We start from the raw sequence: 24264 nt of genomic DNA, 5'->3' as shown, positions 1-24264 counted from the left end.
CCGTGCAAGGTTGCGTGGCACAGATTTTGCGCCCCCATCTGCACCGCCGAAAATTCTACTGAGCGGAGTTGCGATCTAGAAATTTTGCAGCGGCACAAAATTGCCTAGTGCGGATTTTGAGCTTGCGCGAAATTTCGCACCGCTAGCATGTGAGAGACCTGAAATTTTAAATTGCATGTCGCTTTAAAATTTTAAACTTATGAATTTGACCCGCACTTACTTTTAAATCCTAATTCCACGCCATGTTTGGCGATGAAATTTTAAAAGTTCATCGCGCCAAGAGCAGCTCGATCAATCGGCGGACGCAGTTAAAATTAAGTATAGATAAAATGCATCGGCGCGCGTGAAGCGGAGTTAAATTTAAATTGCGGGCTAAATTTTAAAGTGCGGCCTAGACCGCTTGCGGGCGCTCGACCTTGGCTTTAAAATAGTTAAATTTAGCGCTGGTGCTCGCAAGACGCTTCGGCTACCTGATTTTTGCGGTGCCGAAGCAAAGTCCGTTTTCGTTGCACTGCATATTTTCGATTTGCGGATCCTCGCTTTCGCCGCAAATTTGAATCATTTGATGCGACGCCTCGTCCATTTTGGGCTCGCTGCAATGCGAAACGCCTGGCTTTGGATGCTCAGGATCGGAGCAAGCGCATACAAACAGCGCTGCGCAGGCGAATAAGAGGGAGTTTTTCATTTTAAATCCTTTTAAAAAAATTTCATAATTTTATCTTTGTAAAACTGAAATTTTACGGAATTTAAAGCGTTTTGGCTAAATTTAAGGCATCTGCTTTTGCAAATATAAATTTTCTAAATTTCGCGTTAGATACAAAGGGACGGCGTGTAAAGCGAGATAAATTTAATATTTGTGAGCGAGTTTTAAGACGCAGCCCAAATCGTTTTACGGAAAGATAAGATTAAAGGCGCACTTAATCTTATCTATTGTTTTAAAATTTTTTACCGAAAGCCGCTAGAATTGCGCCCTTTAAACCAAAATAAGGAGAAAACATGGCAATGACGAATTACATGGAGCTTTTGATGGCAAATCAGCCGTGGAATTTGATTTTATTTATGGCGGTGCCGATGGGCTTAGCAGAAGCGATAGTAGCGAGCGAATTTTTTAGCTTGTACCGCGCGAAGGAGGGCTCTTTGGCTCTAAAAATCAATAAATGCCTTAGCATCATTCTCGGCGCTTATTTTACGATATTAATCATTTACGTAGCGGTTAAAATTTTGCCCGCTATTCATTTACGTGGCACTGCGGACGCCTTAGCTTTGGCGGCATACGTAGCAGCGGCGCTGCCTGCGCTAGTGCTACTACTTTTGGAGCTCGGAGTTATCGCAAAAGGAGCGGAATTTAGAGCTAGGCTTAAATTTCATTTCTTGGCGCTGATTGTATTTTTGGTGCTAGGACACGTCGCGATGATTTTTGGAATGACCGATCCAGGTGTGAGTGGCATGGATCATTCTATGATGGATCATGGCTCGATGAGTGGGATGAGCCACGATATGGGTTCGATGGAGGGGATGGATCATTCGCATATAAATCATGGCTCGATGGAGAACATGGATCACGGCGGCATGGATCACTCAAAGATGGAGCATTCACATTAACTTTAGCATGCCCGGCTTGGGCTAAATTTTAAATTCTATTCCGCCGATAGCACAGGGTTGATAAATGCTTCATGATTTGATTGTCTTTCGTCTATAAAATGCATATGCAAGCACCTCTAAAATAGAATTTTACCGTCTTTCATCTGTCGCCTGCGAGGTGGTAAATTTAATATCAAGCTTATCGCCCCACCTTTTTACGTTCTTGTGATCTTTTAAGCCGACTTATGCAGGCGCAAAGCTCGCACATAGGCGGTTTGAGGTTTAAATTTGCGCGCAAACCGCTTTGGTATATTTTTTTAACGTTAGTTTAATGCTAAATTTATATAATTTAAGCGAGTTATATTTAAGAGATAATTAAGAATGAAATGCGCTAAGCTTGGAGGCGGATAGAGTATGCAAGATTACGAATTATTGGACGTTTTGTCCAATAAAAGGGTTCTTTGTCTAGAGGATGAGCCTGGGATTTTAAAAAATATAACCGAATCGCTGCAGCTGTTTTTCGGCGAAGTAGTGGGGGTTAAGGACGGGCTGGAGGCGCTTGATGAGGCGATGAGCGGTTCGTACGACGCGCTGGTTTTTGATATCGGCGTGCCGCATATGGACGGGCTAGAGGTCGTTAAAAAGATCCGCGCTGCCGGCATCGGCGTGCCGATCGTGATACTTTCGAGCCACACCGAGCAGGAGTATCTGTGGCGGGCGGTGGAGCTTAAGATCACCAGGTATCTGCCTAAGCCGTACGACAAAAACGCCTTTATAAAGGCGCTGCAAGACGTCGCGGCGGAGCTGATAAATCACGCGCCGATATTGAATATAAACGACGAGCTGAAGTATGATTTTGCCAAAAAGATCATCTACGTCAAAGACAGCGCCTGTCATCTTTCCAAAAGCGAGAGCAAGCTTTTGGAGTACTTCTTAGCGCGCAAAAATCAAACCGTAACCTACGAGCAGCTATTTGATTATATGTGGGAGTTCGAGCAGCCTAGCAAGGAGGCGATCAAGGCGATCGTCAAAGAGCTGCGCCGCAAGATCGGCAAGGACGTGATCAAAAATTTATATGCGGTGGGGTATCTCTTTGAAGTATAAATTTAAATTTATCGTAGCGCTTTTCGTGCTGCTATATATCGTAATTACGGCTTTGGTTTTTAACTTCTACCGCGAGCTTGCGCTAAAGGACACGAGGCGCGAGGCGTTTTATATCCTAGATACGATGAATGCAGTGCGCGATTACGTCTCGACCGTGCAGCGCCCGCTAATAAACGAGCTTAAAGAAAAAAAGCTTCTGAGTGAGGATTTTTTCGATCCGAGGCTGATGTCCTCGACCTACATAACGCGCGAAATTTATAAAATTCAGCTCGCCAAAGAAAATATCAACTACGACTACAAGCTCGTCGCTACCGATCCGCTCAATCCCGAGCACGAAGGAAGCGAGTTTGAGAATGAAATTTTAGAGGGCTTTAAAGAAAATAGATACAAAGAATACTCCAGAATCGTCTACGATAAAGGTGGCGCCTCGTATCTTTTGAGTCTGCCGATAACAAACTCCCAGCCTTCGTGCACCGAATGCCACAGCATCAACGCAGCGCCTAAAAAGATGCAAGAGCTCTACGGGGATGTGGGGAATTTCAAAGGCGACCTAGGCGATACGATCGCGATGATAAGCTTTAAAATTCCGATAAAAAGCATTCTGCTCTATCACACCAAAGAGTTTGTCGTTAGCGGCCTAAGCTTGCTTGTGGTATTTTTGATCTGTATATTTTGTATCTATAAAATTCACAAAAAAAACGCGACTTTAAAGATGCAAACTCAGCTTTTACTGATAAATCAAAGCCGCCTCGCGCTAATGGGCGAGATGATCGGCAATATCTCGCACCAGTGGCGCCAGCCGCTATCGCAGATCAGCTCCACGCTCATAAATTTAGAGCTTTATAACGAACGGGGCAAGCTCTCAAAAGAAAGGCTCGAAGGAGGCATAAAAGACGCGGGCGAGCAGGTGAAATTTATGAGCGATACGATCGAGGATTTTAAAAATTTCTTCAATCCGAACATGCCGAAGAAAGAATTTAGCGCCAGCGAGGCGATTGAACAGGCGCGTAAAATTTTAAACGCCTCGCTTAAAAAGCATGTCATCGACATAAGCGTACGGGTAGAAGAAAATTTTACGCTTTACGGCAACGTAAACGAGCTCATACAGGTGCTCATAAACATCATAAACAACGCAAAGGAAGCGTTTTTGGACGTGCCGCTTAAACGGCGCGAGATTAAAATTCGCTCGTTTTTAAAACAGGGCGAGCGAGTAATTACGATCGAAAATAACGCAAGCCGCATCGATGAAGCGCAGCTAGATAAAATTTTTGAGCCGCACTTTACTACAAAGCAGCAGGGCAGCGGGCTCGGGCTATATATGAGCAAGATGATAATCGAAAAAAACGGAGGAAGCATAAGCGCTGCGAATTCCGACGACGGCGCGATATTTACGATATCTTTTCGTTAAATTTAGACTTTATTAAATTTCTCCCTTTTTCACCCTTTTTTGTTGGTATTATTTCAATCGTAAAACTTTGCTAATTTAAAAATTTGATTTTCAAAGGAGGAGCCATGAAAAAATGGAATAAGATGCTACTAGGCGCGCTCGCCTGTATTAGCATTTTTGCCGCAGGAGCCTGTGCTGATGAAGGCATGGGGCATGAGATGGAAATGTCGCAAAAATCGCGCGACGTCATCGCAAATCCTAAGGGCACGTTGCAAAGCAGAGGCGTCATATCCTTGCAGGACTACGTCGTAGAAGAGCGAGAGATGTATGATTGGCTATTTAAAAATCACCCGATTTTTACCAAATACGGCGGTAAGACGGTCGGTAAGATGGATGTACATGACCGAGGTTTGGAGTGGCTTGCGGAAGGGCATGGATTTGACTTTTCAAAGGCTAGTAAAAGAGACGACGGCAAGGGCTATAGCTCTATGATGTATAGAATTCCTGCGGGCTCTTCGCTGCAATTTCCGAATAAATTCATAGGCCCTGAAAAATGCGGCGAGTGCCACCCTGCGCAGTATGAGACATGGAGCAGATCGCGCCACGCCACTACTATCCGTTTCCCGGGCGAGCACCCGGAGGTTAATAACAACCTAACCGATCCGGTATTTAGCCCAGATACCGCGTCGATCCTTCCAAAAGGTATTACCCCTGACGTAATTTATGCGACCGTGGGACACCTAAGGACAAAATTCGGCTACGTAGATGCATGGCTTCTACGCGGAACCTATCACGTAGAGGGTGGCTTGCTAAGAGATGGTACCGGTCAAATCGTAGCCGGCGGTAACCAATTCCAAAGGACTTGGGCGTTAAATTTAGACGATGAGACGGTCAAAAAGATCAAAAAGATCGTTCCGGAATTCCCGGAAACTCTAGCCGATTATGGCGATAACGGCGGTTACGTAAGAGGTCTTGCGTCGTATGCTGCGAAATACAAAAAATCGATGTTTTTCCAAGCAAACAGCTCGTATTGCGAAGTCTGCCACCCATTCAAATTCGATTTTAAAACTAAAAAAGAATTCTATGCTGCTTTGGGTAACGCAAAAGAGCTTCAAAAGCACACTATCTCCAAGGGTATCACCTGCGAAGAGTGCCATGGAGCGGGCGGTCACTTGGATGGCGCTACAAATTTTAGAACCTCAAACTGCGAACGCTGCCACCAAAGATTTAACTATAGTCCTGATTTAGCTCGTGCTAATCCGCTAAACAACGGAAACCCCGATCTATCTCTTAGCTCTAAATTTAAATCTATGGGTCCAGGCTGCGGCTCTGAGGGCTCACAATCCTACTTTACCGCTCACTACGAGAAGGGTATGCGCTGCGTAACCTGCCACGATCCGCACGATAACACCGGACCGGTAGTTGGCGATAAAACCGTCAAGGGCGTAAATTACAACTCAGAGCAGGGCTATTTGAGCGCGTTTTATACAAAGCCTAAGATCACAAAAGAGTGCAAGGATTGCCACCAAGAGCAAGCCTATATCGCTGCAAGAGCCGATACGCATAAAGACAACACTTGCGCATCTTGCCATATGCCGTTTATGATGAGCTGCGAGAACTTCTACGCTATTCAGTTTCAAGACAACGCGGGATTCGATACTCAAAGAAGATCGCACATCTGGAAGATCGACATCGATCCTGCTAGAAAATCTCTAGTCGCAGGCGATGCCGCTAAAGGTCCAAGAGATGCAAAAGATTGGCACTTCCAAAGAAATAAAGATGGACGAAATTTCGTCGATCTTATGTGGTCGTGCGCGAGAACTTCGTGGGCGGATAAAGATATGCAAGATACCAAAGGCTGCCACAGCCCTGTCGTTTCCGAGCTAAAAGAGACGCTTCATTTCAAGAACCAAAAGCAGGTTTACGATGAGGTTATGGGCTGGCAAACTCCAATTAAGAGCGACTTCTCGCAAGTTAAGATTGGTATTCAAGGAATTTATTCTATCCTTGAGACCAAAAAGCTTGACTCCAGCGATAAAACTCGCGTTTACGAGCTAATAGAAAAAGCTCAAGACACCGTCGATCTTATCGAAAAAGACGGCTCATGGGGAATGCATGGCTTTAAATATACTAAGCAAAGGCTAGAGGCCGCTAAAGAGTATATTAAAGAGGCTCAAAGAATTCTAAATAATAATTTATAATTCTTTCGGGGTCGCGTAAGTTCGCGGCCCCGAAATTTAAAAGGCAAATGTATGCAAAAAAGACTAAAAATTTTCTTGCCTATCGTTTTGGCAAGCTGCGCGTTGGGCGCGAATTTAACTACGCAAGAACAAAAAGAATCTTATAGCATCGGAGCTTCTACCGGAAGCTATGTTTCAAACCAGCTGCATTCACAAGCCGCGTTAGGTGTCAAATACGACTTAGATGCGGTAATAGAGGGGTTTTTGGACGCTCTTAAAAAGCAGCAGAAGCTAAAAGATGAGGAAATTATTGCGCTTTTGAATCAAAGAGCCGACAAGCTAAATAAGATCGTAGAAACAAATTCCAAAGCGGAGCTTGATAAAAATTTAAAAGCAGGCAAGGAATTTATGGCGAAAAATGCCAAAAATCCGGATGTTAAAACCACGAAATCCGGTCTTCAATATGAAATTCTAAAGCTAGGTATGGGCGAAAAGCCAAAGCCTGAGAGCGTAGTGGTGATGAACTACAAGGCGTATTTGACGAATGGTAGCGTATTTGACGATACTTTCGCGTCTAAAATTCCGGCGCATCTTTCTATGATAGGCTTAATCGACGGATTGCGCGAGGGGTTGCTTTTGATGAATACGGGCTCGAAATATAAATTTACAATCCCTAGTAATTTAGCCTACGGCAACGTGGACGTAGATAGAATTCCTGCGGGTTCTGTGGTAATTTTTGAAGCCGAATTACTAAAGGTTTTAAAGCCCGGCGAGCTTGCCGATGCAGCGAAAAAACTTAGCGAGAGCGAGGCCAAAAGCTTTCACGACGCGAACAAAACGAAGTAGTTTTGCTTAAATTTAGTCGGAGGAGAATATGCAAAAGCAAAGAAGAAATTTTATAAAATCCGCCGCACTCGGCTCTTTGGGGCTCGGCGCAATCGCCTCAAGCTTGCTCGCACAAAACGGCACAGATAAAAGTGCACAAGATGTAAACGCAAGTGCTAAAAAGCAAGAGCCGAAAAAGCCGCACTACGGCATGATATTCGATCAAAATAAATGCGTGGGCTGTACCGATTGCGAGATCGCCTGTAAAAAGGTAAATTCGGTTCCGAAGGGCCAGATGAGGCTTTTTATAGAGGATAAGACCGATCCGCTAAATTTGAAGGAAAAGCGCTATGTTAGAGTATCTTGTCAGCAGTGTGAGGACGCTCCGTGCGTGAACGTCTGCCCGACCAAAGCCTGTCACAAGGACGAAAAAACCGGCATAACTACGATGAATACCGACGACTGCATCGCCTGTAAATACTGCATCGTCGCCTGTCCTTACGACGTGCGCTTTATAAATCACGAAACCAAAGCCGCAGAGAGTTGCAACTTCTGCTTGGATACAAATTTAAAAGACGGTCACGAGCCCGCCTGCATCGAGGCGTGCAGATACGAGGCGATCGTATTCGGCGATCTAAACGACGAAGAATCGCACATCAGCAAGCTGCTTCGCGTAAAAGACAGCCTGCGAATGCATCCTGAGTGCGGCACGAAGCCGAGCCTGCGCTATATTCCTGCGGTTAAATTGGGGGTGTGATATGAACGGAGCTATAAATTTTACTGCGACCTTCTCGCACGGCGTTGAGTGGGGCTGGCCAATCGCGGTCTATCTCTTGCTAGCGGGTATGAGCGGAGGCGCTTTGATAGTCGCGATCCTCGTCAAATTTTATAAAAAACAGACCGAAAGCACGCCGCTATTTAAGGCTGCGTCGCTGCTTTCTTTTGTCACGATCTTACTCGGTATGGTCTGCCTGGTAGCCGACCTTGAGCGGCCGCTACTTTTCTGGAAAATTTTGATCAACTACAACTTCACCTCGGTTATGTCCGTAGGCGTGGCGGCGCTTTGCGTCTATATCCCGCTTAGCTTCGTAGCCTGCCTTTATGCGTTTGAAGCTGATCTTAGCGGATTTTTATCGCGCAGACTTACTTTTTTAAAAGGGCTTTTTGCGCTTGCGATGAAAATTTTAAACGCGCTTCGCCCGCTGCTTCTTGCGCTTACGCTTGTTTTTGCGGTCGCGATCTGCGCCTATACGGGATTTTTGATCTCGGTTTTAGTTAGATTTCCTATCCTTAATACAGCCGTTTTGCCTGCGCTTTTCGTGGCGTCGGGCTTATCGGCGGGCATTGCGGGCTCAAGCCTCATAGCCGCGCTTTTCTTTAAAGCAGACCCGCACGGAGGCGATCTAAAAACTCTACACGCGGTTGAGTGGCCGGTTTTAGCGATGGAAATTTTATTAATCGGTATGATTTTCGTCTCGCTCATCACTGGCAGCGACGTGCAAAAAGCCGCGAGCATCGCATTTAACGAGGGATTTTATGCGAAGATGTTTTGGCTAGGCGTCGTGGGCGTAGGCTTTTGCGTACCGCTCGTTTTAAATTTCGCACTGGGCAAAAAGATCGCTCACACCGCGTTTGCGTTCTACGTTAGCGCGCTTGCCAGCGTGGTCGGGGTATTACTTCTTAGAATGTTTATACTATACGCGGGACAAACTTACGATATAATAATGTAAAACTGCGGAGGGTTAATGAGCGCACTAAAAATATTAAAATTTTTTATCTCTTACAAATTTGCGCTCTGCCTCCTCTTTATCCTAGCCGCAGGTGCCGGCGTCGCAACCTTTTTGGAGAGCATTTACGATACGCAAACTGCTAAAATTTTAGTCTATGAGGCGCGCTGGTACGAGTGCGTCATGGGTGCTGCGACGCTGAGCCTGCTAGGCATAATCATAAAATCTAAAATGTGGCGCCGCTTCGGCTCCTTCGTTCTGCACGCGGCATTTATCGTTATCTTTATCGGCGCGGCGCTGACGCGCTATTTCGGCACCGAGGGCGTGCTGCACGTAAGAGCGGGCGAGAGCGAAAACGAGATGGTGAGCGTCAAGCCATACTTGCAAATCCGCACGCAAGACGCGCTGTTTGAGCACCCGCTAAATCTGTCTCAGATCGGCGATAACGATTTTAGCTTCACGCAAAGTATAAATTCTAAAAGCTTCACCGTTAAATTTAGCTCCTACAAACCCGCGCCCAAAGGCGAGCAGGGCACGCTTGCGGTAAAAGCGGGCTTTGAGGGCGGAAGCGAGCAAGAAGCGCAGCTGCGCGGCGGCGCGGGCTGGCTGGGTGAGCCTAAAATTTTAAACTTTGACGGCGAGGAGATAATGCTAAGCTGGGGCTCGAAACTGATAGAGCTTCCGTTTGCGGTAAAGCTTTTGAAATTTAAGCTCGAGCGCTACCCGGGCTCGCAAAGCCCGTCATCCTACGCCAGCGACGTTGAAATTTTAAAAGAGGGCAAGAGCGCGGGGGAGCATGAAATTTATATGAACCACCCGCTAAACTTTGGCGGCTTTAAGCTCTTTCAATCCTCTTACGACACGGACGAGCAGGGTACGGTGCTGGAGCTTAATCGCGATCCGGGTAAAATCCCTACCTATTTCGGCTATTTCTTACTTTGCGTCGGATTTATCGGCAATCTTTTTACCGCAGGCAGCAGGTTTAAAAAGCTAGCTAAATTTATCAAAAATAACGCGCCTGCCGCGCTGCTTCTAATCGCGCCGCTTTTTTTCAGCATTGAGCTTCGCGCCGCGGATGAAAACTATCTGCAAAACCTTAAAGCCAACTCGCGCGTTCACGCAAACGGCGCGTTTGCAGAGCTTTTGGTGCAAGATTATATGGGCAGGATCAAGCCGCTTAGCACCGAAGCAAGCGAAATCGTAAATAAAATTTCAGGCACGGATTCGCTTTACGGCTTAAGCGCCGAGCAGATGATCTTGGGCATGAGCCTAAATCCCGCGTTCTGGCGTGATCAAAAGATCATCAAGATCAAAAACGACGAGATTAAAAAGATGCTAGGCTTAGCGCCACAGGAGCGATATGCGAGCTTCAATTCGGTCTTTGATGAAAACGGCAACTACAAGCTCGCCCACGCCCTGGACGAGGCGAATGAAAAAAGCGCCTCGCGCCGCAGCGTGCTCGATAACGAGCTGATTAAATTCGACGAGCGGCTAAATATCGCGTATCTGACCTTTAGAGGGGTGTTTTTTAAATTTATCCCCGTACCGAACGACCCGCAAAACGCTTGGCTCTCGCCGAACGACGCCTTTGCCGATTATAGTATCGCTCCGCAGATCAAAGGCGTGCTAAATGACTATCTAAACGGCTTGCAAGATGGAATTTCGGATAATGATTGGACTAAAGCGGATGCAGCACTTGCGGAGCTGAAAAACTATCAAAGGGCTACCTCGGCGGCTATTCTTCCAAGCGTTAGTCGCGTCAAGGCCGAGGTGTTTTACAACAAAGCTTCGGTTTTTAAAAAGCTCGTTTATTGCTATATGATCCTAGGCGGCATAGCTTTAATATTGGCACTTTTGGGCGCGCTTTGCGGCAAACGCTTCACGCTCGCGCAAAAAATTTTATTCGCAGCCTTTGCGATATGTTTTATAGCACATACCCTTGCGCTTGCGTTGCGCTGGTACGTCGCGGCTCACGCGCCGTGGAGCGATAGCTATGAGTCGATGATCTACATCGGCTGGTCGGCGGCGCTTGCGGGGATCATATTTTTTAGAAAGTCCCTGCTTACGCTAAGCGCGAGCTGCTTGCTGGCTAGCATCGTGATGCTCGTAGCGCATATGAGCTTCGTAAATCCGCAGATTACTAACCTCGTGCCAGTGCTAAAGTCGTATTGGCTTAGCATCCACGTCTCGGTTATCACGGCTAGCTATGGATTTTTAGGTCTTAGCTGCCTGCTTGGGCTTTTGGCTCTTATTTTGATGGCGCTTAAAAACGGCGTCAATCGTGAGCGGCTTAACGCACAGATCAGATATATAACGGCGATCAACGAGATCAGCCTCATAGTGGGACTTTCGATGCTGACGCTCGGAAATTTCTTCGGCGGTGTGTGGGCGAATGAGAGCTGGGGGCGATACTGGGGCTGGGATAGCAAAGAGACATGGTCGTATGTCTCGATCATCGTCTATGCGATCGTGCTGCATCTAAAATTTATCCCGAAGCTCGGCTCGGTCTATGTTTATTGCGTGAGCTCGACGCTCGCGTATAGCTCGATTATAATGACCTATTTCGGCGTAAATTTCTACCTCACCGGCATGCACTCTTACGCTGCGGGCGATGCGCCGCAGATACCCGCGCCGTTTTATTGTATAATAGCGGCGGTCTTTTTAATAATCGCTCTTGCCTTCAGAGGCAGGGACGTAAAAACGATATAAAGGAGTAAATTTGAAAAAATTTCTAATAGCGTTAGCCTTGGCGGCCGCGGCAAACGCGGGCTTTATCAGCGAGGGCATTCAAGCTCAGCAAAGCGGCGATCATAAAAAACTCGCAGAAATTTATGAAAGAGCGTGCGGTTTGGAAAATAAAGCTTCGGGCTGCTATAATCTAGCCGTTTTGTATTTTGAGGGCACCGGCAACGTAGAGAAAAATTTCGAAAAAGCGATCAGCCTCTACGAGAAGGCGTGCAGCGCTAAATTTGCGCTTGCGTGCAACAATCTAGGCTATATCTACGAAAGCGGCAACGGCGCGGATCAAAATTTCACCAAAGCCGCGGCTTATTACGAAAAAGCCTGCAAAGATAACGAGGGCTGCACATCGCTCGGGCTTTTATACGCAAACGGCGCCGGGCTCGCGAAAGACGTAGCCAAGGCCGCTAGCCTTTATGAAAAAGCCTGCACCTATGGCGATATGATGGGCTGCAACAACCTGGGCTATCTGTATCTGAAGGGCGAAGGCGTACAGCAAAGCTTCGCAAAGGCTAAAATTTTTTACGAAAAGGCTTGCGGTGGCGACATCGGCATCGGCTGCAACAATCTGGGCTATCTATACGCCTTCGGGCAGGGGGTGGACCAGGATTATAAGCAAGCAAAGCAGCAGTATGAAAAGGCGTGCAGCCTCGGCCACTTCGACGGCTGCAATAACCTAGCCATAATGTACGCCGAGGGCAAGGGTGTGAAGTCCGATAACGCCAAAGCAAAAGAGTTTTTCAAAAAAAGCTGTGACGGCGGCATCAAGATGGGATGCGAGAATTTGGAATTTTTAAACTCGATTAGTAAGTAAATTTAAAACATCAAATTTTTAAGGAGATAGTATGATTTTACGTTCATTTTTGGCTTCGGCCACGCTTGTTGCGCTCGTTTGCGGCGCCTCCATGGATGGGGCTAATAAGCCGGCAAATCCTATGTTTCAAAGCGTGGATCCTAGCAAGGCTACGCTTGTAGGAAGCGGCGAGGGTAAAGAATACTGCGCCGTTTGCGGAATGAATTTGGTTAAATTTTATAAAACCAACCACGTTTGGAACGGCAAGCAAGTGGCTTCCCTACACTGCTTGTACGAGCTAACGGAGGGAAAAATTCCAAGCGATGCGCAGGTCGTCGATACGAAAAATCTAAATTTGATCGATGTAAATAAAGCCTTTTACGTCGTGGGCAGCAAGGTCAAAGGTACGATGACGCGCAATAGCAAATACGCCTTTTCAACCGAGGCCGACGCGAAAGAATTTCAAGCCGAAAACGGCGGCGAGATAATGAATTTCGCCAAAGCCTACGAGATTGCGGGACAGGACTTCGCGGGCGATAATAAGATGATTAAAGCCAAGCGCGAGGGCGGCGTTTACGCGCACGGTAAAGAATTTTACGAAACAAACTGCGCTAAAACGGACGCCAAAAGCTTCAAAGCCATCTCCGAGCTCAAAGCTCATCTCAAAAAGACTTGCGACGCAAAGGGCGCTAGCAAAGCTCCTGAATACGACAAGCACCTACAAGCTGCGGCGCTATATTTGTGGGACGCGCCGGCAAATTTAGGCAGTAGCGATAAAAACGCAAAAGCGAAAAAGGCTGAAAAGATCGTCGTGCCTGAGGGTGCTAAATGCCCGGTCTGCGGTATGCTAGTGGGCAAAAACCCTAACTGGGCGGCGATGATAGAGGTCCAAGGCGGCGAGAACTTATATTTTGACGGCGTGAAAGATATGATGAAATACTACTTCCAAAAGGGCAAGGGCTTTGATAAAATTTTCGTAACCGACTACTATAAACTTCATAAGATCGATGCTAAAAGCGCTTTTTTTGTACTCGGCTCCAACGTCTTAGGGCCGATGGGCGACGAGCTCATTCCGTTTGATAGCGAGAGCGCGGCTAAGACCTTCGCTAAAGATCACGGAGGCAAGAGCGTACTTAAATTTGATGAAATTCAAGAGAGCGTAATAGAAGGGCTATGAGGCTCATTTGCGCTTTAACGATCTTTTTTGCCGCCCTTTATGCGCTCATTGCGGTGCATTATGTAAGCTTTGATCGCGCAAAGGGTGAGCAGTGTCTGCAAAAGCTCGCGCGCGAGATAAAGGACGTGCGGCTCTCAAGTAGCTTTAAGAGCAAGGCCTATGCGGAGTTCGTCTATGATAAGTAAAAATTTTATCGACTACTCCGTAATTCTGCTGCGAAAAGACAGAGCCGATCACTCCTTTAGCTTCGCGATCTTCGCCTTTATCGTTTTTATTTTAAGCTCGGTGCTTTTTATCTCGGGCTCCATTCAAAACGATCTCGAAAAGGTCGTCAAGCTCAGACCCGACATTGTCGTAGAGGCTCTACGCGCGGGCAAGCGCGATCTGATGCACGACGGCTATATCTACGACATCTCCAAAATCGCGGGCGTCAGCGAAGTGCAGGGCGCCGTGGACGGGATGTATTACTTCGCTCAAAAGCGCGTTTGGTTTCATATCGTAGGCGACGAAAGCCTGAGCGAAAACGAAATGATCGTAGGCGAGGGGGTAAAAGCGGCGATGGGCGAGTGGTACTACGAGGACGAGTTTCACTTCTTAACCGAACAGCGCCTAATCGCGATTAAGATCAATAAAATTTCACCGCATGAAAGCAGCATCGTCTCAAACGACGTGATCTATCTAAACCCCGATACCGCGCGCGAGGTGCTAAGCCTGAAGGAGGGCGAATACACCAAGCTCTACGTAAGCGTGCCCAACCCCAACGAAGTAAGCGAAGTAGCGCTTAAGATCGTAAATTTATACCCCAACACGGAAGCTCTTAGTGCCGAGGATGCGGTAGCCGAAGTGAGGCATCTGTATTATTACAAGGGTGGGATCTTTATGGTGCTTTACGCCGTGGCGATGATCTCATTTTTCATCTTGCTAAAAAATCAAATTTCGCTCGCATACGGCGAGAAGAAAAAGGAGATCGCGATCTTGCGCAGCATCGGCTTTTGTATAAAAGACATCATCGCGATGAAATTTATCCAAAATTTCATCGTCTCGCTAAGCGCTTATCTACTCGGCGTCGCGGGCGCTTATGCTTATGTTTTTATCCTGGATGCGCCGCTTCTGCGCGATATATTCTTAGGCGGCGAGCTGCGAAATTTCATCACCTTCACGCCCGCGATAAATTTCAATATGCTCTTTTTGATCTTCGTCTTTAGCGTGATCCCGTTTTTGGCGTTCGTAATCATCCCTTCATGGCGCATCGCTATAGGCGATATGAGCGAGGCGGTCAAATGAGCAAGATAGAGATTAAGCAGCTTTTTAAAATTTACAACGAGGGCAGGGCGAATGAATTTCGCGCTTTGAAAAATATAAGCTTAAGCGTCAAGGAAGGGCAGATCGTAATCTTAAAAGGCGTTAGCGGCAGCGGCAAAAGCACGCTTCTATCTATAATAGGCGCGCTTTCTAAGCCGAGTAGCGGCGAGGTTTTAGTAGACGGCGCAAACGTCTCTAAGCTCGCCGATATCGAAAGCTCCGCGTATCGCCACAAAAAAATCGGTTTTATCTTTCAGTCTTTCAACCTGCTTGAGGCGCTTAGCGTCTATAAAAACGTCCTTGCGCCGCTTAGTCTTGAACGGCTGGGCAGGGATGAGCTTGGCGCGCGCATAGATGAAGCGATGCAGATTGCTAATATCGCGCATAAAAAAGATCAGATCGTCTCGAGCCTCAGCGGCGGCGAGAAGCAGCGCTGCGCTATCGCTAGGGCGCTCGTGATGAATCCGCAGATCATCTTAGCCGACGAGCCGACGGCAAATTTAGACAAACAAAACTCGCTCGGCTTTATCGAGATGCTTTCAAAGCTCAAAGAGCTTAAAAAGACCGTTTTGATCGCGACGCACGACATACTCTTCGACGAGCTAAGCTTCGTGGATCGATACGTGTTTTTAAAAGACGGAGAAATTTCAGCATGAGCGTATTTTTATCGGGCAGCGTGATCGCGTTTTTGGCCGTGGAGCTGATCGTAATAGCGCTGATGGCGATCTCGCAGTTTCACATTGTGCGGATCATGCGCTACTGGGACTTTAACGCTACCTCAAATTTGCAATACGCCCTGGAGAAAAGAAACTATCTCATCAACACCATTTTGTTCTTCACGATAGCGTGCAAGATCATTTTGTTTATATTTTTTGCGCTCTGCCTAAACGAGCTCTCTTCGGTCGTGCCAGGCGCGATGTGTTCTGCGGGCGTCGTGGGCTCGAACCGCTACGGCAATATCCTGCTGCTTTTAAAAATTTTACTGATCTTCGGATTTGGGCTCTGGCTTATTTTAAACAGCCTCGATCTTAAAGCGGGCAAATTTCCATATCTTAAGCGCAAATACCTGATCTTTACCATCCTTTCTACGGGCGTTTTGGCGGAGTTTATTTTAGAAATTCTATTTTTTATCAATATCCCACTGCGCGTGCCGGTGTTTTGCTGCTCGGTCGTATTTCGCGCGCCGAAGCTTCCGTTCGGCTACACGCAGGCGCTTTTGGCGACCTTTTTCTACGCGATATTGGGCGCCATTTTGATCTTAAATTTCTTAAAACAGTCGATGGCGAGCTTTGCTCTGAATTTGCTCTTTTTGTTCGTCGCATACTACGCGATCACCTATTTTTTCGGGCTTTACGTTTACGAGCAGCCCAATCATAAATGCCCGTACTGCATGCTTTTGAAGGATTATTACTTCGTCGGCTATGCGATTTGGGGCTCGCTGTTTTTGGGCATATTTTTCGGCATCGTGCCGTTTTTAACGGAGCTCATCACCAAGCGCACCTACACCCACCTGCTTAAATATTCCTCGTTCTGGCTCATTCTAAACGCGCTCATCTGCAGCGCCTACGTCGTCAAATACTACTTCGTGCGGGGCGCGTTGCTATGATTAAGAAAATTTTTGCCGCGGTTTTGCTCGCCTGCGTGATGGGGTTACTCATATCGTCTATGGATATAGCCGAATCCAAAATTTCCGTGCGCCACGGCAACACCGATAAGCAGCCGCTGCAGATCGAATTTGGCAAATACCTATGCCACGAGAGCGGCACGGTGATAAACGATCTGTACAACACCGCCCAGGCCGTTATGCCAAACGGCGATACATATTTTTTCAACGACATCGCAAACGTCTTTATGTGGCTGATGCGGCAAAAAAACAAAGATGAGATCGTGGTGTGGGTTTATTCGCAAGACACCGAAAAATACATCATCGCCAAGGACGCCTGGTACTCGCGCGTCGAGATCACGCCGATGGGCTACGGCTTTGGGGCGTATGAGTTTCACAACTACGGCAGGAGCGACTACTACTACGACGAGATCGTGCTGTGCGCCGCGCGCGGCGAGACGCTGCTAAATCCGCTCATCAACATCCTGCTATCTGAAAATAAAATTTAGCCTCGCGGCGGATCGGAAAATGAAATTTAGTCCTGCGATGGATCGGAAATAAAATTTAGCCGTGCGGCAGGTAGGAAATAAAATTTAACTCCGCAGCGGGCGCGACTTGTCGCAGATACGGCTCGTCGCTTAAATTTTACTCGCGCTTGCTGCTTTTATTAAATTTTACTCGCGCCCGCACCTTTTATTAAATTTTACCCGCTACTGTTTTCGTTAAATTTAGCTCGCGTCCGAGTTTGCGTTCGCTTGCAATTATTAAATTTGCTCGTATTTGCCCGAGCTCGCGCCCATTCGTATTCATTAAAATTTATCCCGCATTCGCTCATTAAGCTAGCCTAAAATTCAGCCTGTATCGGCTTACTATTGTTAAATTTACCCGTCTATGTCCAAGCTCTTGCTTGTCCGCTCTTATGGAATTTAGCTCGCATTTGCCTGGGCTCGCATCGGCTTGCTCTCGTTAAAATTTGATCCGTCCGTGCCGCGCTTTTAAAATTCCAAGCCGCAGCGATACGCGCTCGCTACATAAAATTTTATTTCGCGTCTACCGCTTGCGTTAAATTTAGCTCGCGCCTGCTTGGACGTTGCCGCTCGCGCGATCAATAAATTTATATCAATACGGGCGCCGAAATTTTAAGCTATAATGGCGCTAAATTCTACATCAAAGGAGCGAAAATGAGCGAAATTTTAGATCAGACGCTGGAGTGCGCGAAAGAAATTTTAGGCGCCCAGGCGCTGGATCTTAAGATCGAGCGCGCGGTCGTGGGGCTGTTTTTTAGCGGCGTAAAGCTGCAAGGAAGCGCGTGCGGGCTTAGCTATACGCCGCTAAAGTCCCTATCGGGCGCCGTTTGCTGCCCCTCGCAAGCAAGCGTGATGCCCGATTCGGGCAATATCGCAGGCAGGAGCGTGCGCTATCTGCTACGCGATCTGGGCTCCGCCGCGCCGCTTAAAAAGACGCTCGCGCTCGCCGCGCTAAATGCGCTTGGAAGGGCGTGTTTTGATAAAATCCGCGCGGATTACGACGTGAAATTCGGCGCCGATCCCTTTGAGCAGCTGCAGATCGAGCGCGGCAGCTTTAGCGTCGTCGTGGGCGCGCTGGTGCCCTACATCAAGACGCTGATGAAAAATGGCACAGATTTTAAAATTTTAGAGCTTGATAAAAGCACGCTTAAAGAGGCCGAGCTGCCGTTTTACCTGCCTGCAAGCGAGGCTGCAAGCGTCGTGCCGCGCGCCGATAACGTGATAATCACGGCTACGACGCTCATCAACGACACGCTCGATGGGCTTTTGCGTCTGAAAAAAAGCGGCGCCAAGCTCGTGCTCGTGGGGCCTACCACGCCGCTACTGCCGCAGGCGCTGTTTGAGCGCGGCGTGGACTTTGCGGGCGGCACGCTCGTGCGGGATGCGGACGCGGTGCTCGACATCATCGCGCAGGCGGGCTCGGGGTATCATTTTTTGGGTAAATTTGCCGATAAAATCACGATTTGCAAGGGCTAGGGCGCGGATTGAAATTTTAATATTTGCGTGCAAAGGGCTTAAATTTAAAGGAGAAAATATGCAAAAGTGCGTCTATATCGTGCACGGCTATGATGCTTCGCCTAAAAGCCATTGGTTTGCCTGGCTTAAAAGCGAGATCGAAAAATCGGGCGCGAGGGCGGAAATTTTAGCGATGCCTACGCCTGCGCATCCGAGGCTTGATGAGTGGCTGAAAACTCTGCGCGAAAGCGTAAAATTTGAAGGCGAAGTTTATCTGGTCGGACACAGCCTCGGCTGCCCTACGATCTTAAATTTTTTGCAAAGTAGCGCCGCAAGCGGCGCAGTAGAGGGCGCCCTGCTGGTTTCGGGGCTTGCAAAGCCGCTTAGCGATCCGCAATTTAAAATTTTAGACGAGTTTATGGAAAAAGGCTTTGATTTTGAGCGCATAAAAGTCGCCGCAAAACAGCGCGCGGTGGTTGCCGTAAAGGACGATTATATCGTGCCGTTTAGCTTCAGTCGCGAGTTAGCGGGGCAGATTGATGCTAAGTTTTACGAGGTGCAAAAGGGCGGGCATTTTTTGGATAGAGACGGCTTTACAAAGTTTGATCTCGTGTATGAAATCTTAGAAAAAATGATGAAATTAAAGGGCTAGGCTTCGGACAAATGCGCCCGCTTGGTTTTTGCTTCTGCATTCGCCGCTCGCATTTTTCTCTGCTAAAGTTCGGATTTGCTTTGTGGCTAAGATCAAGGTCTCGTCTTTAGCCCGCCGAAGGTTTCGCTGCCCGCATAAATAAATAGATAAGCCCGCGGCGTAATCGTCGTTTGTGAGGCGAGCTCCGCGCGGTTTTTTGAAATTTTGCAAACGCCGCAGCGACGATAAGCGCGTACTGCGCGAGTGCTAAAGTGCGGCGCGTATAGCGCGACAAGTAGGTTTCGAGTTGCGGCGAGATAAAATTTAGAGAGCGCGGCGGAGCTTTTGCGACGACGGAATTTTAAAATTTTAAGGCAAGCGGGATGATGAAATTTTAAATCTCGCCCAGCTTGTGCGGGCTAAATCCGTGCCCAAGCCCGTACCGCGCGAGAGATAAAATTTAGTGGGCGCGAAAGGCGCATAGGCTTAGCTTTTATTTTCGTTAAACATGTATGAGATCACGAAAACGAGCAAACAAACGGGCGCAACGATAACAAACGCTATACTCCAGACTGCCGCACGCTCGCCCCAAAAATACCCCGCCGCGAGGCACGTCAAAAACCCGCCGAGCGATAAATTTTCTACCGCAAAAAGCAGTAAACTAAGATTTAGATTTTTTACAAACAGCTTGCTTGGCTTAAAATTTTTATACCTTTTGAACAAATACCGAAGCAGCGCGCAATCCAAAATCGCAAATATTGCGACAAAAACGGCAATCCTTAGCGCACCCTCAAAAGGCAAAACCGCCAAAATCAATGCCGCCGTCCACCAAGCAAGTAAAAAAACTATCGGCACCGCTAGCAAATATCTCGCCGCCCTGTAAAATTTATACCTTTGTTCCGCATCCATTGATCTTAATTCCCTTAAATTTTTTAATAAAATTCATATTAGAGAATTTAGCGCATCTCTATATCTCTACCGCCCAAATAATATTCTTCCAGCGGATAATTTATATTGCCGCAGTTATCAAATTTAAAACCTTTTCCAATACCGACTACAGCATTTTTTCTCTCTTTATAGTATTTCTTCACAATAATAAAATTTTCTCTCGTGTCATAAATATACTCCGAATGGTTAAATTGCATATAATTACTGTTAAATATAGCAAATTTATCAAGAAACAAAGTGCCAGCAATAGCTTTATCGTCGCCGTCAACCCTAACTATCGGTCTGTCAAATCCAACGCTCGTATCTTTCAAATTTATTTTTAGATATTTCTTTGGATCGGTTTTTTTAGCCTTTAGCTCTTTCATCAGTATCTCCTCGGTCGTTTTTCCCTCTTGATAATATTTTTCTAATATTTCAAAACAATTTGATAAGTTTATATTTTCTAGTTCATAGTACGTAACTTCGTATTTGCTAGACCAAAGACTACCGAAGGTTTTCAACCTATAAGCATCGATCATTTGGTATAATTTTACATTATTATCTAAATATGCTCCTCCCACTTTTTTATACAGCTCCTCTTTCGGCAAAATTCTGTTTTCTTTGAGGCAGTATCCTTGCTTGTATTTGTTATAGTCGGGGAGAGAAACGACGGCGAAGCCTCGTGAAGTGGAATAATCGGGGATGATGCGGATGAATGCGGCGCAGAGTATTATTATAAGAAGTAGCGTGCCTGCTAGGGCTTTAAATTTAAGAGATTTATAAAATTTCATATCAGTCCTTTTCTATCCATCCATTCGTTAGAGGCTAATTCTTTCGGACCAGGAGGAGTTTTCTTTCCCCACAAATAATAACTCAATATATCGGCTCCGTAATTGCCCTCTAAGTCTAATCTCAACTCAGTTTCATTTTTACTCATCCCTTATCCTTTTTCGGTTAAATTCGTTAAGATAAAGCTTCAACTAACTTTATCCGCCGTGAATCCACATATCCAGCTCCTGTTCTGCCGGAGCTTTGATATCAAAATTTATATTTCCGCAATTATCGTATGAAAATTTACGCCGCAAATGCTTCATATGAGTGTAAGCTAAGACTTCATTAAGGCTTTCTAAGTTCTCATATCCGTTTTTTATTCGCATTAAATTTTCTTTGCTTTTGATTTTTGTTAAATCTTCTTTATTGTTAAGCTCGATATACCAACTTATATAACCAGGTCTGGCATAATTCACAAAAAATTTATTCTCTTTTATTAAAAATGATTTTTCTAAAAACATTTTTCCACCATGAAGCGGATTTTTCTCTTCGGATAAGATGATAGGCTTTTTAAAGCCTAAAATTTCATCCTTATACACAAAGTATTTGGATAGATCGGAGATATCTATTTGCGTCTTGTCTTTTATCTCATAATCAAAACTCTTCCTGTCGGTATTTTCAACCAAAAAATCAAACCAGTTTTCTTCATTAAAATCGCCGATTAGATAGAGCTTGGAGATGTGTGCCGTATAAAAACTATGGCCGAAATTTTTTATATCGTGCTCATCGATAATGGTATTTCGCAAAATTTCATAGTCGTAATATCTTTTAAAATAATTTATAGCAGCATTTTGAAGCAATTCTTCGTTGCTTAAAGCTCTATTCTCTTTTAGGCAGTATCCTTGCTTGTATTTGTTGTAGTCAAAAATAGTAACTAAAGCAAAGCCTCGTGAAGTGGAGTAATCGGGCACGATGCGGATAAATGCGGCGCAGAAAAGTAGTGCCGCGGCTATGATTTTAAATTTAAGTTTGCGAAATTTCATTACGATCCTTTAGGTGCCGCCCGCAAGGCTAGCGCACCTAGCCGCTCCGTGAAATTTATACCTTTGCTTCGCGTTCATTACTCCAACCTTTTTAAATTTAAGATAAGCTTTAGCGACGCTCAAAGTTTTCTGCCTAGCGCCAAAACCTCTTTGCATCGCTAAATTTCATATCTAACGCTAGCCAATTTTAAATCGCCGCAACATTTAAATTTAAATTCTCGCCGCGCTCAAATTCCTCTCGGCACGGCGCCAAAAATTTCAGATAAGCTCTAAAGCCGCGCCTTAGTTTTATGCCCGCAAAATTTAATTGCGCCGTAAAAAGTCGGTCTGCCGCGTAAAATTTAGCGGCGCGGCGAAGGGGGAGCCCGTCTCGCAAAACGGTGCCGCATAAAATTTAACCGCACCACAAAAGCTACTTCGCTGCGCAAAATTTAACCGCGAGCGCCAAAGCTCTTTACTTCTTCGGCTTGCTTAGCTCATAGCCGAAGTGGATTTTTTTGCTCTCGCCCGGCTTTAGCTCAAAGTCCCAGCTAAGTAGCCCGTCCTTGCCGAGGCTGTTCTGCTCGGGCGAGTTTTTCAGCGCGACCTTTACGTCTTCATGCGTCGAAACGGGCGCTCGCTCTTGCAAAACCACGTTCCACGCGCGCTTGGAGCCGTTTTTGATCTCGTAATCCCAAGCCATGGAATTTTTACTTTCGCCGCCGAAAAATGAGTTTTTCGTGAAGTTGTTCGCCTGCTCTTTTTTGACTTCGATCAGGCTGTTTTTGCCCAGATATGCCGTAGCCTCGGAGTTTGCGGCAAAGCCTAGATGCACGAGCCCGATCTGCACGCCGTCGAGCTTTATTAGCGTCTGGCTCTCCTCTATGCTTCTTTCGGGGATAAATTTAGCCCGCACGTAGGCCGCCTCGCTGCCGTAGCCGTCGATGAGTAGATCAAATTTCGCATCCAGACTCTGTTTATCGAAGCTGAACTCGCCCGCCTCGCCCGCCTTGAGGCTTACGCCGCTAATTTTCCACACCTTTGAGAGCGAGTTTTCGATATTCGAGCCAGTCCTTGCATACGACGATCTGGCCTCCGCCGCAGGCGCCCTCTGCATATCCGCTACCTCTAGCATCGTATCCTTTTTATAAGCCGCCGCGGGCTCAGGCTCCATAGGCTCGCCCTCATACCACGGGTAAAAGGGCTGCGGTGCGGTCTGCGAGGAGTATTCGTAAGGATACAGCGCGATCGTCAAATTCGCTAGCTCGGCGTTTAGCGGATTTTGCACCGAGAGTTTTTGCGCGACCTCGATTTTACCGCTTGCAAGATCGGCAGAGAGCTCGTTGTGCGTGTAGGCGCTTACGTCAACGGGGTAATTGATCTTAACGAAGCTCGGATCGCAGCCAAAGTTCGCGTTTAAGCGACGCTCGTTTTTGATCCGGTATTTTGAAATTTTCTCTTTGAGCTTTCCGATTTGTTCGTCAGCCTTTGAAATTTCACCCGCTACGAGCAAGACCTCGTCGTAAATTTTTTGCGAATCCGCCTTTAGGCTCGCCAGGCTTCTATCTTTTAAGCTCGCAAAATCGCTTAAAAAACGCTGCTGCGCCTTAAGCGCGACCAGGCGGTCGCTTAGCTCGCGCAAGTTCTTTTCGTCCGCCTCTTTTTTGGCGAATTCCGCGTTTTTCACGGGCTCGCTCTCTTCCAAAGACAATTCGCGCACTTCGCAAGAGCCCACAATCTCGATGCTGCGGATATCCAAGTACTCCGGCACGTTCACGCTGAAGTTTGATTTTTGCGCGCCGAAGTTTTGATGCAAGAAGGCAGAGTTCGCGTAGATCTCAAGGCTGTTTTCCTGCGCGCTTAAATTTACGGCAAGCGCTGCAGCTGCGCTTAAAAGCACTATTTTTTTCATTTTTGCTCCTTAAAAATTTTACGTAATTGTAACGATAAATTTTGATTTTTATGCTTAAAATTCGAGGCGAATTTTAAAATTCCGGCCCCGCCGCCCACTTTGAAATTTTAAAATTTAGCCGCCGTAAAAACTCTGCCGCAGAGGCTAAAATTTTACCGCTACTAGCGCCATATAAGCTTTATCGCTCGCACAGCCGAAGCGATGAAATTTTAAAATTTCAAAGCTTCTATTTCGAGGACGAGCTGTGTCTCCACGAAGTCAAACCGATAAAAATGCAGGCGCTAGCCTGTTGTAACTTTAGCGGGGCGTGGGACAGAGCCCCGCTCGCAGACTCGAACCTTCAAGGAAACATCGACTATGTCGAGCGCTTCGCTTGTTTTGTTCGAGCCGAGAAGTAAAACAGATAAATTTTAAAATTTTACGCAGCAAAATTTCTGTAACTTTAGGTGAGCGAAGCAATGCGAAGGAAGCGCGGGGCGCTTCCTAGCCTTCGCGAGAAATAGCGAAGCTCCCCGTCGCAAGGACGAGCTTTGATTGCCCGTGAAGTTAAACCGATAAAAATGCAGGCGTTAGCCTGCCGTAACTTTAGCGGGGCGTGGGG

Annotated in this window: 23 protein-coding genes; 17 read left to right on the top strand and 6 right to left on the bottom strand. The window is 46.6% G+C overall.

Going from position 1 to position 24264, the window contains the following annotated elements:
- Positions 1 to 466: 466 nt before the first annotated feature.
- Complete coding sequence (locus tag Q0600_RS03080) at positions 467 to 685, bottom strand: hypothetical protein (RefSeq protein WP_298756774.1); 219 nt, start codon at positions 683 to 685, stop codon at positions 467 to 469.
- A gap of 311 nt (positions 686 to 996) precedes the next feature.
- Between Q0600_RS03080 and Q0600_RS03075 the strand changes: the two genes are divergently transcribed.
- From Q0600_RS03075 to Q0600_RS02995, 17 genes are all read left to right on the top strand, one after another.
- Positions 997 to 1602, top strand: a complete 606-nt coding sequence (locus Q0600_RS03075; RefSeq protein ID WP_298756771.1) for a DUF6803 family protein — start codon at positions 997 to 999, stop codon at positions 1600 to 1602.
- A 393-nt stretch (positions 1603 to 1995) separates the two neighbouring features.
- Positions 1996 to 2685: a response regulator transcription factor gene (locus Q0600_RS03070; RefSeq protein ID WP_297903286.1), complete on the top strand. Its 690-nt coding sequence runs from the start codon at positions 1996 to 1998 to the stop codon at positions 2683 to 2685.
- On the top strand, positions 2675 to 4093 hold the full coding sequence (locus tag Q0600_RS03065; RefSeq protein WP_298756777.1) for a DUF3365 domain-containing protein: 1419 nt from the start codon (positions 2675 to 2677) through the stop codon (positions 4091 to 4093). Before Q0600_RS03070 ends, Q0600_RS03065 begins: the two co-directional genes overlap by 11 nt.
- Before the next feature lie 104 nt (positions 4094 to 4197).
- Positions 4198 to 6273 (top strand): cytochrome C, encoded by a 2076-nt coding sequence (locus tag Q0600_RS03060; RefSeq protein WP_297942005.1) that lies wholly within the window; start codon positions 4198 to 4200, stop codon positions 6271 to 6273.
- 51 nt (positions 6274 to 6324) lie between these two features.
- Positions 6325 to 7098, top strand: coding sequence for an FKBP-type peptidyl-prolyl cis-trans isomerase N-terminal domain-containing protein (locus Q0600_RS03055; RefSeq protein ID WP_005870892.1), 774 nt, complete (start codon positions 6325 to 6327; stop codon positions 7096 to 7098).
- A gap of 28 nt (positions 7099 to 7126) precedes the next feature.
- Positions 7127 to 7834 carry a 4Fe-4S dicluster domain-containing protein gene (locus Q0600_RS03050; protein WP_298756767.1) on the top strand — a complete coding sequence of 236 codons (708 nt, stop codon included), beginning with the start codon at positions 7127 to 7129 and terminating at the stop codon, positions 7832 to 7834.
- Position 7835: 1 nt separating this feature from the next.
- Entirely contained in the window at positions 7836 to 8807 is a 972-nt protein-coding gene (nrfD, locus tag Q0600_RS03045; RefSeq protein ID WP_298756764.1) for an NrfD/PsrC family molybdoenzyme membrane anchor subunit, read from the top strand.
- Between the two features lie 15 nt (positions 8808 to 8822).
- Positions 8823 to 11513, top strand: a complete 2691-nt coding sequence (gene ccsA, locus Q0600_RS03040) for a cytochrome c biogenesis protein CcsA (protein WP_298756762.1) — start codon at positions 8823 to 8825, stop codon at positions 11511 to 11513.
- 10 nt (positions 11514 to 11523) lie between these two features.
- Positions 11524 to 12357, top strand: a complete 834-nt coding sequence (locus Q0600_RS03035) for a tetratricopeptide repeat protein (protein ID WP_298025195.1) — start codon at positions 11524 to 11526, stop codon at positions 12355 to 12357.
- 31 nt (positions 12358 to 12388) lie between these two features.
- A complete protein-coding gene (locus tag Q0600_RS03030; protein WP_298756758.1) occupies positions 12389 to 13513 on the top strand; it encodes a nitrous oxide reductase accessory protein NosL in 1125 nt (374 codons plus the stop codon).
- Positions 13510 to 13698, top strand: coding sequence for a hypothetical protein (locus tag Q0600_RS03025; protein WP_297994894.1), 189 nt, complete (start codon positions 13510 to 13512; stop codon positions 13696 to 13698). The genes Q0600_RS03030 and Q0600_RS03025 overlap by 4 nt, the downstream gene beginning before the upstream one ends.
- The gene (locus Q0600_RS03020; RefSeq protein ID WP_298756755.1) at positions 13688 to 14797 is read left to right on the top strand and encodes an FtsX-like permease family protein; all 1110 of its coding nucleotides are present in this window, start codon (positions 13688 to 13690) and stop codon (positions 14795 to 14797) included. Before Q0600_RS03025 ends, Q0600_RS03020 begins: the two co-directional genes overlap by 11 nt.
- A complete protein-coding gene (locus Q0600_RS03015; RefSeq protein WP_298756752.1) occupies positions 14794 to 15471 on the top strand; it encodes an ABC transporter ATP-binding protein in 678 nt (225 codons plus the stop codon). Before Q0600_RS03020 ends, Q0600_RS03015 begins: the two co-directional genes overlap by 4 nt.
- Positions 15468 to 16421, top strand: a complete 954-nt coding sequence (locus Q0600_RS03010) for a hypothetical protein (RefSeq protein WP_298756750.1) — start codon at positions 15468 to 15470, stop codon at positions 16419 to 16421. The genes Q0600_RS03015 and Q0600_RS03010 overlap by 4 nt, the downstream gene beginning before the upstream one ends.
- Positions 16418 to 16927, top strand: a complete 510-nt coding sequence (locus Q0600_RS03005; protein ID WP_005870878.1) for a hypothetical protein — start codon at positions 16418 to 16420, stop codon at positions 16925 to 16927. The genes Q0600_RS03010 and Q0600_RS03005 overlap by 4 nt, the downstream gene beginning before the upstream one ends.
- Positions 16928 to 17599: 672 nt before the next feature.
- Positions 17600 to 18421: a DUF364 domain-containing protein gene (locus Q0600_RS03000; RefSeq protein WP_298756747.1), complete on the top strand. Its 822-nt coding sequence runs from the start codon at positions 17600 to 17602 to the stop codon at positions 18419 to 18421.
- Between the two features lie 58 nt (positions 18422 to 18479).
- Positions 18480 to 19052, top strand: coding sequence for an alpha/beta hydrolase (locus Q0600_RS02995; protein ID WP_298756744.1), 573 nt, complete (start codon positions 18480 to 18482; stop codon positions 19050 to 19052).
- Between the two features lie 465 nt (positions 19053 to 19517).
- Here the strand turns inward: Q0600_RS02995 and Q0600_RS02990 are convergent, their stop codons facing one another.
- From Q0600_RS02990 to Q0600_RS02970, 5 genes are all read right to left on the bottom strand, one after another.
- Positions 19518 to 19940, bottom strand: coding sequence for a hypothetical protein (locus tag Q0600_RS02990; RefSeq protein ID WP_298756741.1), 423 nt, complete (start codon positions 19938 to 19940; stop codon positions 19518 to 19520).
- A gap of 47 nt (positions 19941 to 19987) precedes the next feature.
- On the bottom strand, positions 19988 to 20749 hold the full coding sequence (locus Q0600_RS02985; protein ID WP_298756739.1) for a hypothetical protein: 762 nt from the start codon (positions 20747 to 20749) through the stop codon (positions 19988 to 19990).
- Positions 20746 to 20895 (bottom strand): hypothetical protein, encoded by a 150-nt coding sequence (locus tag Q0600_RS02980; RefSeq protein ID WP_298756738.1) that lies wholly within the window; start codon positions 20893 to 20895, stop codon positions 20746 to 20748. The genes Q0600_RS02985 and Q0600_RS02980 overlap by 4 nt, the downstream gene beginning before the upstream one ends.
- Positions 20896 to 20944: 49 nt before the next feature.
- Positions 20945 to 21772, bottom strand: a complete 828-nt coding sequence (locus tag Q0600_RS02975) for a hypothetical protein (protein ID WP_298756736.1) — start codon at positions 21770 to 21772, stop codon at positions 20945 to 20947.
- Between the two features lie 454 nt (positions 21773 to 22226).
- Positions 22227 to 23663 (bottom strand): DUF4139 domain-containing protein, encoded by a 1437-nt coding sequence (locus tag Q0600_RS02970; protein WP_298756734.1) that lies wholly within the window; start codon positions 23661 to 23663, stop codon positions 22227 to 22229.
- Between the last annotated feature and the right edge of the window lie 601 nt (positions 23664 to 24264).

The organism is uncultured Campylobacter sp., from assembly GCF_938041645.1.
GTDB lineage: Bacteria > Campylobacterota > Campylobacteria > Campylobacterales > Campylobacteraceae > Campylobacter_B.
This window is presented reverse-complemented; position numbering and strand designations above follow the sequence as displayed.